The organism is Rickettsiales endosymbiont of Trichoplax sp. H2 (assembly GCF_009690945.1).
Lineage (GTDB): Bacteria > Pseudomonadota > Alphaproteobacteria > Rickettsiales > Midichloriaceae > Aquirickettsia > Aquirickettsia rohweri.
Genome location: NZ_NPHZ01000011.1, coordinates 1 through 14,486, shown reverse-complemented (window position 1 = coordinate 14,486; position 14,486 = coordinate 1). Strand labels below are relative to the sequence as shown.

Sequence of the window (14,486 nt, the reverse complement as noted above, 5' to 3'; positions counted from 1 at the left end):
TTATAGTGTTTTATAAGGGTCATTATAGAACATTATTATTTATTTAACAAATTTTGTTTTTGTAAAAATTATTATGATTTTAAAAAGTGATTTTAGAAAATTTATACTTCAATAATTTAAAATTTTTAAAATAGTAAAAAATTTCTCTTCCATAAATGCGATTTAATCTATCTATTTTGATAAATATATATAAATACATATAAAAACAATAAAAACGCTTGAAAATTGATTTATTTACCATTTTTTATCTCAGCCTTCTGTTTTTATAATATATAGTCGTTTTTTTAGTATGAAATTTTACCAAAAAATATCTACACTTAATTATTACACCAATCTAGACTACATGCCTATTGTAAAATTTTTTTACATGTCGCTTTGATAATTATTTGTAAGAAGTAGCTACTTCAAAAATGAGGACAAAATAATGAATACAAAGTTCGAATATGGGTTATTCTAAGGATTTATCATAATTTATAATATAGATAAATATATGACCTTTTCAATGAATAATAGTGATAAAATATACCATAATCAATAGAAGAATTTATGATGGTGTAAAAAGAGCAAAGGAGCATGGAAAATACAGAGATAGACAATATTCAGCAGAGAAATCTATAGAAAAAAATATGTAGATATGATGAGTAGTGGAAAATATACATCAAGTTATATTGCTAAAATGGCAAAAGTATTGAGACAGACACTTTACAATTATAAGATGAATTTGGAGGCTTCAGATTAGAAATGATATTGAGAAGTAAATCAAAGAAAATCATTTGCAAAAGCGTACAAGATATAGTACGTTATAAAAAACAAAGAGGTAAACAAAATTATGGAATTGTTAACAGTCAGTGATGCTAGAAAAAATTTATACAAGCTGATAGACGAAATAGCAAACACGCATGAACCAGCAATAATAAAGGGAAGAAGGAATAACGCAGTGATAATATCGCAGGAAGATTGGGAGAATATACAGGAAACAATGTATTTGCTATCAATACCAAAAATGAAAGAATCAATTATAGAGGCAGATAAAGAGAAATTAGAAGAATGCTCAAAAGAAATAGATTGGTAAATGTATCAACTTCTGTATACATCACTGGCACAAAAAGATGTAAAAAAAATAAAGGAATCAAATCTCAAATCAAAGTGTGAAGAGTTACTAAAAATAATAGAAAAAAATCCATATCAAGTACCACCTCCATATAAAAGACTGGTAGGAGAATTAAGGGGGTATATATCCAGAAGAATAAACATAAAGCATAGATTAATTTACAAAGTATATGAAGATAAAAAAGTAATAAAAGTTATAAGACTATGGACACATTATAGTAAATAAACTTGCAAATAAAAAATATATAATGAGCAAAAGTAGTATTTAAATAAAGCCTATTTTTATTAAAAGTATCTATTATACTCTATTTTCTCTAATTTACTACCATTGCCTTATGCAATCCAACTTGCTCTTTAAAACTTTGTTATCACACTTAGAGCTTATACTTGTCTTGCATAATTGAAATAATTGCTTTATACTGAATATGAAGTAAATAAAATTATGAGGTGTAAAATGTCTGATCATGAAGTAAGAACAAGGTTCAGTGCTGAACTTGATGAAGATATAAGAAAAATGTCAAAAGATAATAGAATTATTGAACAAAATGTACTTGAAAAAAGATTAACAGAAGAAAATGAACTATATGAAAAATATGGTGTAGTACCTGAGGTTTCTGAAGAAACTCATAAGAAAGCATTAGAAATAATGAAAGAAATGGGACTGGAAGGTAGGGGGGATGAAGATAACTCCACTCATGAGCTTAATACAGCGCAAACTGTAGATACTTCTGGTGAATAAAAATATCTATTTTAAAAATTTACTAAAAGTAAGTAAGTTATCTTATTATAATTTTTAACATAATTTAGATGTCTAGTTTAGTTGACTATCAAGGTCTAGCTTGTGCTGATGTATTTAGTTTGTTTACTGAAGAAGAAAGTATAGATTTAGAAGATCAAACACGTAACAGAATTAAAGATAATGTAAATGGTGCTAAGTATGTCTGTGCCAAAGAAGGAAGAAATTATTTAGAAGTATTATATAGTTCTCTACAAGTAAATAAAGTAAAAGAACCATTAAAATTTGCAATATTAATAAATGATTTAGAGCTATGTAGATATATTATTAAAAAGGATCATAATTTAATTTATCCAGATTCTATATATAAAAAACTTAATTTTGAAAGACAAATTATTTTAGCTGAAAACCTATTAGACTTAGAAGGTATAAAATATGCGTATAAAACTAGTAAAAATGAACTAAATTACCTAATTTATTATGATGAATTTCTACAAAATGAGCCTTTCTCTAAGTCTATATATCATGCAGTCCGTTTAAATGATGAATTAGGGGTAAAATATTTATTGGAAAAAAATGCGGGAAAATACTCAAAAGAAGAGTTAGCTAATTCTCTTAAATTATCTTATTATAAGGGTTACTTTACTATATCAGAAGTTCTAATAAAAGAAGGACGTACTTTTTCTTTAAAATACTTGATAAGACCAAATCCACTGTATACATATCCACAATATGAAAAGCATCTACAGAATATAAAAGAACATATAGCAACTCAAGAATATCAAAAAGCATTAAGCTTGGTAAGATCAATGTTTGATACGGGTTCGAAATTTGGGATTTATGGAATAACTACTTCTATTGAAAGCATGGCTCACTATGATGATAATGAAATTGGTACAGTTAGTAATAAAATGCCAATTTTATGTAAAGAAGAGCATTTTACAGTCAGTAATATTTTAAATTTCATTAGCATTAGTAATATAAATAATGAAAATACACATCTTTTATTTCCATTATATGGTGATTTGCCATATTTTTCTCCTGGTAGATTAGATGCTCAGTATATAGACCATCATATATACATGCCTTGTTCATATCCCAGTTTTAATGCTAGCTTAATTCATGAAATGGGACATGCTTTTTTATATTTTATATTTCAAAATGAGGGGAAACCATATCCTTCCGGCGATTGTAATTGGTAGTTCATATATATACAAAGAGTACATAGTGGCTAAAAATAAAGTATTATGCAATATTATTAAAGAAATAGATAATAAATATAATTGTACTTCTACCGAAGTTTTAGAAAATGTTTTATCTAAAGATAGAACTATTATGTTAAGATTAAATTACTGGTACCTTCATAAAAATGAATACCAAGAAAAAGATAAAGAGAAAGGATTAATAATAGTAAACCGCTTATTTGTGACAGTGGTAAAAAAGAATCCTCAAGAATTTACAATAGAAGAAAAAACTAATTTATTGGTAAAAATATATGAAACAAATAATTGGTCAAGTGAAAAGGCAGTAATATTAGATAGAATGTTTGATTACGCTAGTAGAGAGTTGGATTTGCAATCTACTGAATTATTGGTTAGAATTCCTGAGTTATTTGTTCGAGGGATTAGTGATGAAAATATGCAATTATTTGCTCCTCTCATGGATTATTGGCAAAAATTTATTACTCCTAAAGTTGAGAAAGTTATAATCAGGCATTTTGAAAGATGTAGTGATGTATTACGTAATGATGAAAATGGAGGATGTATTTTAGATTTACCTTATTTACCAAGAGAAAAATATTCAGAACATCCTCTAAATAATGTATTAAGATGTCAAGTAATAGATAAATGGATTCAAGTAACTGATTATAAAGATAAAAAAGGAGAGTTATTATTTAATGAGCTTTTATGGAGTATGAGTAAGAAAGGAGAAGAATTATGTGTTCAAAAATTATTAAATAAAGATATAAGTAAAATAAATATAAGTACTATATTTTCTTTAGAACAACATGAAAAATTATTACCACTTGCCGCTAAAAACGGATATAAGCTATATATTAAATTATTACAAAACAAAGAAATATTAGAAAAGATAACAGAAGAGAGCAAAAATATAGCAATTAAATATGCGTGTAGTGAATTTTCGTATTGTTTAAGTTATTGGGGTAAAACATTTTGCACAGATACAGCTATAAAAAAAGAGGTAATAGAAAAAGAGGATTACTTAGAAATTGCCAATATACTCACGGAAAATACACTAAGCGTTTCCTCTTGTTCTATTTATTATGAAAGTTTATAAAAGTAAGTAACTCTTACTCATTATATTCATTTAATGGTATTTCAAATTTTTCATGTAAAAGATGATACATAGTATCCAATGCATGTTCTTCTGGAGCATAATCTTTAAGCGTATCTCTTGCTTTTGCACAAGATACACTTTTTACGTTTTTAGATTCTAAGCAATCTACTACATGTTTAAGCATACCCCTATGATCTGATATAAAGACATTTTCTATAGCCTCCAAAAATTCCTTCATATGTTCAGGTGAGCTTTTATCAAGTGGAGCAAATTTTTCTTCTAGTTTAGGGTTAATTCTTAATGCACCGAATATATGATTTGCTTCTGAAACATCTACATTTTCTGTGCCCTTCATCATTTTTCCTACTAAATCATGAGCATTAGGTGATATCCATCCAATTTGTCCATCTCCTCCTAAATGATTTGTATTTGGATCATAAACTTTCTTTGGAAATTTACCTGTACCAATTGAAAGCACTATAAGTTTTTGAAGTTCTAGACTTCTTTCATTTTTCAATAATTCTGTGATGCCTAAAAATGTTGGAGAATTTGCAAATATTCCTCCATCTACATCGTAATGTATATGACCACTTGGTGAGACAGTAACTTTAGGTGGAAAATAAGTTGGAGCTGCACTTGTAGCACCTGCAGCATCTTTTAAATAATAATCTTCATTAGGATTTAGTTTTGCTTTATATGTAGACCAAATTTTTGGTGCATCAATATTTAAAGAATATGATACTGTTGAAATAGGAATTAATGTCTGACTTAAAGTAGCGTTGCCAAAATGTTTTTCTAGCATTCCATCTATTCCATCTCTGCTATATTTTGCAGAAAATAGGTTTGTACTATAATAAGCATATGCTAACCCAGCAATTGTAAATCCTACTAATCCGGTGCCTACTCCAGCTGCCAGCATTGCAATTTTTCCTGTGCCATACAACCAACATGCTCCTGCTCCAGTCATGCCACTTATTACTGTGGTACTTAATATTGCTTCATTTGAGTAAGTATCTAGTGTAGAGGTTTTTGTAGGAAAAATTACTTGTGCATCATTCAGCATAATGTCTACAACATCTTTGGTTGTATATTTTGGATTTTTCCCATTCTCTGAAGGTATTGTAAGAGCTGCAGCTTCAATACCACCTATTAAAGTACCAATAATATAATCAAATAAATCTGTAACATTTTTTTCTTTCCCAGCTATAGTGGTTAATTCTTGTAGTATTCTTGCTGGTATAATACCTCTGACACCACCACCATTAATTACTAAAACTCTTAAGTCATCCATAAATTTATACCGATTTTATATTTTTGCTAACGCATTGTATAATAAAATGTTTTATTTTGCAAATATCGAAAACTTATTTATATTTGTGTTCATATCTGCATAAATCATGTATTTTTTTCTTTCTACTTTTTTATAGAAGTCATAGTGCTAGATATCTGTTTGGCAACCCTATTTGTCTTAAATGAATTATCTACTTGATCCTTTGCTTCACTTTAAACCATTATAACGTTTTTGTCCTGAATATTTAAGTTCTTCTATATAAGATAGCTTTACCACTAGTTCCATGCTCCTATAATCAAATAGCAAGCTTATTTTTTACTTGCAGCTTCAGTTAAAAACACTGTTCCTTCATCTGCTATCTTGATATATCATAGTAATCTGTTGTTTTTAAATATTTCATAAAAATTTCTATTTTTAATGTTAAAATAAAAAATCATCTTGATTTGAATTTGTATTATTAGTAGGATTCGGCTCTAAAAGATCATTATATAGTTCATAACCATTATTTAGCATTGAGTAAGTAGCATAACATGTAAATCCTGTACTAGTTGCTACTGCTATTGCTGGGGCAGTAACATATGCAGTAGAAAACACCAATGTATAACCTATTGTTTTTGTCATTGATATGGCTGCTTCCCAATAATCACCTTGATATACCTGATACCCAGCTTCTGCTACTGCAACAGGAAGCATAACTCCAGTTTTCCCTATATACATACTTGTTAAATAAATACATCCTGTACCAACCTTTAGTACATTTTCTAAGGATGGATCCTTGAATGCTCTTACAATATCAATAGCTGTATCAGTTGCTTTTACTATTATATTTGTCTTTTGTAATCTCTCTATTATAGCTGTATATAATCCTATAGGAAGAGGAGTATCTTCTTGTTCTAATAATAGCTTTGCTTTTATAAAATCTTCTGTAGCATCTGGATATTTATCTGGATGCGTTTTTAAAGCTATTTTTTTATATGCTTGTTTTAAAGTGACTTCATCTACTATTTTTATATCTACTTTGTGTTTATTAGCAAGTTGTTGCATTTCATAAAATTCATTAGGTAAAAATAGTTTTTTTAAATAATATTCAATATAGCTATTTAAACTTTTTACAAAATTAAATTTTATATCAGGAATACTACCTGTATTATCGTTAGCTTGATTTGTAATCAGTGAACAATGTTCTCCTGCTGGCAGAGAAGTTATGGTAGAAACAGATATATCAGCATTGGGTCCAACAGCCATATGAACTAAAAAAGGAGCTGTATTAGAAAAAAGTTCAATTAATTTTTTATTCTCTTCAATCTTCAAAATATATTCTTGATCTAAAAGTGTGTTTTCCAATAATAGCGAATGTAAAAAAATTGCCGACTCTTGTGTTGCCCTCGTGCCAGCTAAACATAACATAAAATTTTCAATAACCTCAGGTCCACAGTTATTATATCTTTGTTGCTCTACTTTAATTTGTTCAAACTTTACTGGACATTCTAAATTTCTTACTTCAAATATATCTGATACAAACATACCTAAACTTAAGGGCATATCTTGATTTTCTGAATCAAAGTACTTCATAGCTATCCAACTTTTTCTCTGATCAATTATCATCCCTACCCAATGCATTAGTCCTTTTTCTAAAATAGAAGGAATTAGTAACGGCATTACAATCGTTTGCCTTTCTCTATTTGCCAATAAACTTATCACCTGAGATAGGCTTTCCATATTACTACTATCTCTAATAATCTGACTTTGTAATAATTTCAATCCTAATTCATTAGCATCATCTAAATTCTTCATCCTCAAGGCTAAAAAACTGTTCATTGCAGTAGTACTATACACCTCAAATCCTTCACCTATTAAATATTCTCTATATACTGCTGCTTTACCTTTTTCTTCTTCCTGAACGCCTATTAATACATTATCTTTTTGTATAGGTCTTATAACACCCATATCATAAAGCATTCTAGCTTGTTCTAAACTAAAACCACTAGTTATTTGTCCGATAATACTTTCTATATAAGCTATACCTTCATCTATTTTCTCTAGTGCTTTTTTATCAATACTTCTTCTAATATCTCCAATTTGTCTTAATCCTTCTGCTATTTCTGGTAATACATTAGGATCCTGTACCTTTCTTGCTTCATCATTTAACTCATCAACTAAAGAAGAACATGAATCTATGATTAAATCCTCTACATCTGAAGCATAAATAACTCTTCCACGCTCTATTATTTCCTGTTTTGCACCTTCATTTATATATCGACCACAATAAACAATAGCTTTAGCACCAAAATCATACCACCAAAATCTATTTGCTTCTTGCTGACCTTGAAGAAAATTCTCGGCGAATATTTTTTTGGCCAGATTGACATGAGGAAAGTTTATTTCTTCAAGATCATTAAAGAATTCCCTCACTTCTCCTAACTGCTTCCCACCAGAGAAAGTAATAAATTTACCAATAAAGTAGTTTTGTAGCCCTTCAAGATCAAAAGATTCTAACTGCCTTTTCAACTCTTCTTGTCTTGCTAATTTTATTAACTTAGCATTATTTTCAAATTTTTTGATAAAACCTTCAGGATTTTCATTTTGTGTATTTCTTAAAATACCCAAAGCTTTTCTAAATTCAAGAATTTCTTGTGATATTATAACTTCATTTTCCCCTATAAAGCGTAATTCTCTATCACCCGCACTTATTACAACTGCATAACCAGCTTCCAAAGCAATTCTTAACATTTGAGGAAAGGATGAAGTATACTCACTACTATCTCCAAAATACTCCAACAAACTATTACTAACCTTTCTCAGATTTAAAAAAGTTGCCTTGCTAAAACCATCATTATTCCTACTTTCCAACAATAGACCTATTCCATAATAAAAAGCTTCCCTTATTCCATGCTCATTTTCGTTCCAAATTGTTCCATAAACTGCGTCGTAAATTGTATCTAGTGAAGTTAAGGCAGATCTAAAATTATTATCCCAAGCATCTGCCCTAATTTTCAATTTATCAGCCAACTCTCGTGAGAAAAATTCTCCACAAAAACCAATAGCAGTTATTCCAAAATCTAAAGCCCAATAACTACCTTCTATATCCCATTCCTTTTTAGATAAAAGCTCTTTTGCCAAGATTTTTCTGACTTCTCTTCGCTCAGCCCAACCAAAGCTATTTATATACCCTTCTAACTCATTTAGACTATTTTTATCATCACAAAATTCAGCAATTCTTTTTTCAACTCTTTCAGTTTCAAATTCAGCTGGCTCTCCCGCTTTTTTGGTGCGCTCAATTGGTACATCTTGCACTGATATTTTAGACTTTTGTTTCGAATCTCTGCCCTCTTTTTTCGTCTCTAAAAGCTTCCCATGCCATAACTGATCTGTTGTTAACTTCTCTAGAATCTCTAAATTATCACCAGAAAGAACATTTAAACACCTTTGAATTAGATTAGCTTCTGCAACTCCTAATATATCACTACTTTCCGAAACATCTCCATATAATGCACCCCAAAAATTTACTACAGTCATCTCTTGAGTTAGAGTAAATCTAGATAAGAACTTACTATCACTTAGGCTTATTTGTGCCGCAAATTGAAAAATCACCTGAAATGCTGGCATATAGTGTTTGTATTCCTTAAAGATTTTTTCAACGTCGAGATTATTAGTCGATAAACCAGAAACAATTTTTAAAGCGGCGAAATATTCTTGGTATGTCGCATGGTTAAAACTCAAATGATACTGGCCACCTCTTCTCTCAACTGTGAGAAGACCAGTATCCTCAAGATCTTCCATTATTTCATCATCAAAATAACGGTCTTTTAAAGCATTCTCAACAACTTGATAATCCAAACTAAACACCTGTCTGAACGCAAATGCTTGTAAGATATCCATATATAAAGCTGTACTTGTATAAAAGAAATGTTCATGCTTTAATTTTAAGTGGCTTTCAACTTGCAAATGTTTATCTAAGAATATTAATAATTTTCCTCTCAAAAATCTTTCAAACAAATCTATTGCCCCAAGTGAAGCCTCAGCAATAGTTTCAATCTCCCCTCCACCTTGCAGTACCTCATAATCAGCAACCATATCAGATTCAAACCCCGAACAGAAAAGATAGCTTTCAAGTGGTATTCCAAGAGTGGATCTTATGTTCTCAGGACTGCTGGCAATCATTCCTTGATATTTTGCTATTATTTTTTCAAGATTTATATCTTCTTCTCCCTTAAAAACAGCAGTTATATAATCTCTTACATAATCATCTCTTTCTTCATCTGTATATTGATTAAGAGTTAAGAATAAATCTAAATCTCTGTTGTCAGGCATTGGTATATTATGAGCCGCATATGGCCTCGTTGTTAAAACTAAATTAACTTCTCGAGGTAAAGTCGACATCCATATACCTAATTCCTGAATAATTGATACATCCTTTATCTCATCAAACCCATCTAAAAGGATTTTTATCATCCCCGATATACCCATATCATAGGTAAAAGTTTCCAACTGCCAATCAGGCCAAGCAACACTAGTTGTTCTCATATTGAACAAGTCTTTTAGCGTATCGCCGTTAAATTCTAAATTAGCCAGATTAACTCTCACTACCCAAGAATAACCTCCTACTTCTTCCTTCTCAACCCACTTATGCCTTTCGTTAAGACAAAACGAAGATTTTCCACGACCAGCATTAGCTGATACAATGCAAAAATTACTGTATTCAATTTCACTTCTTTTAACAGCATTTTCTTCTGTAAATCTATAAGAATTTGCAACAGGCATCCTAACATTTCCAAGCTCCTGAATAGTTGCTTCATGATCATTAACATCTAAGATAATGTAATTATTGTCATATAACTCACTCTCTTCCTTTGTTAAAAAATCACCAATACAAATATGTATAACATTCTCTTCTTTGCCATGCTTTTCTAAATCATCCCTACTTTCTATTAAACGATACTTAGTTTTATCATTAACTTTTGTCTGTCCTCTCACAACCCTCTCTTTAAAAGAATCATGCTCTAAAATCTTGTTTAATTCATCCACATCCATATTATTTATAACCAATAAATTAGTCTCTGTTATCAACAAGATAGACGGCCATTGATAAACATCTTCTCCTCTGACTAATTCATTTTCTATATAAACTCCATATGGCAATCCTAAACCTACTTCCTCAGCTTTAGGTTGATTTAATATATCAAAAAGAAAATCAGCTCTTTTTAAAGCGTGGTAAAATCCAGTATCTTTATTATTAGTAAGTGCAGATAACAAAAAATGCTTTCCTGCCAGATTAACTGTTTTCCCAGCATTTTTAGCTATTATCTGATCTAGCAAATCGTCTGGCAACTCACTTTCAATCTGCAATTCTTCACCAAATTGATCAAACCTCTTATCATCTTCCTTGACCAGTAAAATAATCTTTTTTCCCTTCTTCTCAGAACTCTCTAAAATATCCGATAAATCATTCATATCAAATGGCACATCATCACCAGTTCCGCTGTAATCTAAAACTGCAACTTGGATTTGGGCTCCATTCATTATCGTTGGAGCATATTCAAGATAACCCGAAGTTCCTTTGAAGAATGCATACTGATCTACATGTATTCCTTGCTCTTTTATAGTTTGTGCAAGCCTTAAATCAAGACCCGGTGAATTTTCAATCCTTATAACACCTTGATCTTTCATTTCAAGAAAATCTTTAATCTCAGGTAATGCAGCTCCTTCTAAAGCGTTAATTTCAAGAGTTTCATGAAGAAAATAAAATCTGAAAGCATCCCCTTTTGCTTCTTCAATTATGCCTTTAATTTCTTCTGAACTCAAAACACAAATTTTCGGCTCTGCAAACCACATCAACACTTTTTGCCCAACATTTGCACAAAACTCAGAAGCTGCGATTGGGGTTTCAAGGGATGTTTCTTCTTGAATCATCTCAAGCATTCCACCAAAATTTAGTTGCTCAACTTTTAGTATAAATTGATCCAGAAATTTATTAATCTCATCTAACAGGACTTCAGATAAAATTTGCTGGGGATTTTTTATATCAATCTTGATTTTGAATACGTCATTATCTTTTGCTCTCAACCAATTTTTAAAGGCAGCTTCATCGTTAGTAACTGGTTTATCTTTAGCATTTCTTTTACCTTTTTCAATTTCCTTTATTTTTTCTATTGTTTTATTCAAAACATCATCATCTACTTGAGCCAATTTAATTACAGCTCGTGCCTCTTTGCTTATTTGAGCACTTCCATTAATGTCGAACTCTGATTTTCCACTTTTATTCCCCTTGGCAAAATCTCTGAATTTTTTTGCGATATATTGTGCAGCCTCTTCATAAACATCATCATCAATATCTATGTCATAATCTCCATCATAGTCTGCAACCTCTTTAGAACTTGCTCGAATTGCTGTGATGAAGTCTTTCCTACTGTCTCCTTGCTTAAACCTCAGTGTTCTAGCACCTAGCTCCAATTCAGGCATATTAACATTATAATCTTCCAAATAACCATCACTATCCATTACATTTCTATTGGTGATAAATACATAATAACCATCTTTTCCTTTATATTTTCCATCTTTAAGTCTATACCAAGAGTCAAAGTATTTTGCTAAACTTGCTTCCCCTTTGTAATTATTATCAACAAAATCTTTTTCAGTATAATCATCTGTTCCAAGATCTTTTGAACTATGTTTTGCTTGCAAAAAAATTATTCTCTCATCATATTCTAAAACCAAATCATCAAACTTTTCGAATCCTTCTGCTTCTGTAATCAATTGAAATTGTTTTTCAGAATCAGCTTTTAAAGCCACCCATGTCAGTAAACTCCATTGGTATAAATTACCATGTAAGCTGTATTTCAGACCTTCAGCCAACATCTTTGTTCCATCCTCCAATTCAACACCTGTTGCTTTTGAAATTGCTTCTTTTAATGTTGGGTCAAAAATTCTTCCTCCTAAATTTAATGCTTGCTTCCAATCCGCTTGTATATTTTCAATAGAAGGAACTTGAGGAACTACTGTTTCTTGATTATTTCCCTCAATAATCTCTAAGATATCCTCATTGGCTATCTCTCCTGGCATAACCTTTATTTTGCTTTTCCCATTTTGCAAGTCAATAACTTCAATTTGCGCATGATCGTTTACAAGCTCACTTAAAGCTTTTTTCACCTGTTCAGTATCTTCAGAAGCAAATAAAATATGATAACCGTATTTCATAACATTTTCTTCAGTCCTTACTTCACATATAATTTCGCAGTCAATTTCATCTTCGATAAGTTCTTTAAGTTTTTCGCTTTCTGTACCACGCAACTCTGCAACCGCATGCCTTATAGCCCTTTCTCCCAAAATTGCAACAGTTTCTTCATACACTCCATTTGCATAAGTTAAAGCAAAATCATGTCTTAATAAACTAATTGCCCTATTATAATTACCCGTTGTTGAGTAAAACCCATCTACTTCACCTATATCATTCGCTCTCGCAAGCACTTCCATATTCTTTAGTGCAAATAAACCACAAGCTACCGCAGGAAATTCTTTTTGTGTCTTCTCAAGATATTCATGAAATTCTACATCATCCCCTAAAATTTCCTTCATCTCTTTTTCAAAATCCTCTCTTTTATGGCCTAAAGAATCATTGTAGGCCACTTTTTTCTTTTTATTATCACCCTCTATAATTGCAAATGCTATCCAGTGATTACCACTGGTGTTATAAGTCCCTACAAGTCTCATTCCTTGTTCTAAATTCGGAAGCAATGGAACAAGTATTGCCTCAGCATTCAAGTGAGCATTTCCCTTGCCTAATGCCCCAATAAATTTTACATCAACAATTCCTTGTAGCAATACTCTACCTATAGTTAATATATCAGTTCCTTGATACTGATAATTTATGTTAGCATATTGGTTAAAAGCATTATCTGATGCGTGCTGATCAAGATTATGGATAGGATGAACTATACTGGAATAAGCAATTTGTTGACCCTTCTTGTGTTCACTTCCTTTTTTCTTTTCTAAGTTGTCACTACTTTTATAATCATCCATATATTACCACTTTTTTATATATTGGGATTAGAACATCTTAATTTAATGCTATTATATTTTAATAGTAAAAGCATAGTAAATGTAAATTTGCAAAATAAATGTCGTAATTTTTTGATAAATATTTATCGCAAAGATTTATGTTAGGATAAAAATAAAATTTAGTTATATTTTTTATAAATTTACAGTCAAACAAGATGTGTCATCTTCACTTTTGCCATTTCAGCTTTAATTTACTTAAAGATAATCAAAATCAATATCGAAATGCTCTTAACTAATTAGATATTGATATTGTACTATATATATAATTCTCACTCATTAATCAATATATCTACAGAGGCTACTTTCTTATTCTAACCTAAATATATTACTCAATATTATTTGAACTTTATAGAATGTCTTGTTTATCATCCTATTTACTCACTTAAAAATTTATATTTGAACCAGTATCTATACTAATTGGTGAAAATTTCATACTTTCTTCCCAGAGCAAGCCCTTATATTATTTCACTTTGCTTAGTTGTTTTATAATCTTCTGCTAAAATTTCATATGGTATACTTAACGTGTTATGAAGATTCCTAATCATTCGTAAATTTAATTTTCTTTGCTTATTTAATATCTCAGAGACTCTACTTCTACTTCCTAGAATTTTTTCTAACTCAATACGCTTTATATTTTTTTGCTCCATTATAAATTTAATTGCTTCTATTGGATCAGGAGCTGAGATATTATAATGTTCTTCTTCATATTTTTCTACTAAAGTTGTTAATATCTCTAGATAATCGCCTTTTTCTGTGTTTGCTTTAGCATCCCATAATTTATCAATAGTGTTAAGGGCATTTTTATAATCATATTTTGTTTTAATTGGTTTAATTTTTATCATTCTTTTCTCCTAAATATTAATGGCATCTATTTTATCATACTATGCATGAGTTCCTATAAATCTAACATAGACTATTTTCAAATCGTATTTTACACTAACTATTAATCTATATTTATTACCTTTAATATTAAAAACTACTCTATTATTAGATAGG

9 protein-coding genes are annotated in these 14,486 nt (G+C 30.1%); 5 read left to right on the top strand and 4 right to left on the bottom strand.

What is annotated here, in order from left to right; translation table 11 throughout:
• Window positions 1–829 precede the first annotated feature (829 nt).
• The 5 genes from h2es_RS07140 to h2es_RS07120 all read left to right on the top strand — a co-directional run bounded on the left by h2es_RS07140 (window position 830) and on the right by h2es_RS07120 (window position 4,144).
• Window positions 830–1,072, top strand: coding sequence for a type II toxin-antitoxin system Phd/YefM family antitoxin (locus h2es_RS07140; protein WP_154512680.1), 243 nt, complete (start codon window positions 830–832; stop codon window positions 1,070–1,072).
• The gene (locus tag h2es_RS07135) at window positions 1,073–1,336 is read left to right on the top strand and encodes a Txe/YoeB family addiction module toxin (RefSeq protein ID WP_154512678.1); all 264 of its coding nucleotides are present in this window, start codon (window positions 1,073–1,075) and stop codon (window positions 1,334–1,336) included.
• Window positions 1,337–1,564: 228 nt separating this feature from the next.
• Complete coding sequence (locus h2es_RS07130; RefSeq protein WP_154512676.1) at window positions 1,565–1,849, top strand: hypothetical protein; 285 nt, start codon at window positions 1,565–1,567, stop codon at window positions 1,847–1,849.
• Window positions 1,850–1,917: 68 nt separating this feature from the next.
• Complete coding sequence (locus tag h2es_RS07125; protein WP_154512674.1) at window positions 1,918–3,048, top strand: hypothetical protein; 1,131 nt, start codon at window positions 1,918–1,920, stop codon at window positions 3,046–3,048.
• A 25-nt stretch (window positions 3,049–3,073) separates the two neighbouring features.
• Window positions 3,074–4,144 (top strand): hypothetical protein, encoded by a 1,071-nt coding sequence (locus h2es_RS07120; RefSeq protein WP_154512672.1) that lies wholly within the window; start codon window positions 3,074–3,076, stop codon window positions 4,142–4,144.
• Between the two features lie 13 nt (window positions 4,145–4,157).
• On the opposite strand, the gene h2es_RS07115 is transcribed toward h2es_RS07120, so the two are convergent.
• The 4 genes from h2es_RS07115 to h2es_RS07100 all read right to left on the bottom strand — a co-directional run.
• Window positions 4,158–5,435, bottom strand: coding sequence for a patatin-like phospholipase family protein (locus h2es_RS07115; RefSeq protein ID WP_154512670.1), 1,278 nt, complete (start codon window positions 5,433–5,435; stop codon window positions 4,158–4,160).
• A gap of 420 nt (window positions 5,436–5,855) precedes the next feature.
• On the bottom strand, window positions 5,856–13,451 hold the full coding sequence (locus h2es_RS07110; protein WP_154512668.1) for a hypothetical protein: 7,596 nt from the start codon (window positions 13,449–13,451) through the stop codon (window positions 5,856–5,858).
• A gap of 494 nt (window positions 13,452–13,945) precedes the next feature.
• A complete protein-coding gene (locus h2es_RS07105) occupies window positions 13,946–14,332 on the bottom strand; it encodes a helix-turn-helix domain-containing protein (protein WP_154512666.1) in 387 nt (128 codons plus the stop codon).
• A 39-nt stretch (window positions 14,333–14,371) separates the two neighbouring features.
• On the bottom strand, window positions 14,372–14,486 hold a 115-nt coding region (locus h2es_RS07100), incomplete at its 5' end, for a type II toxin-antitoxin system HigB family toxin (protein ID WP_195910004.1).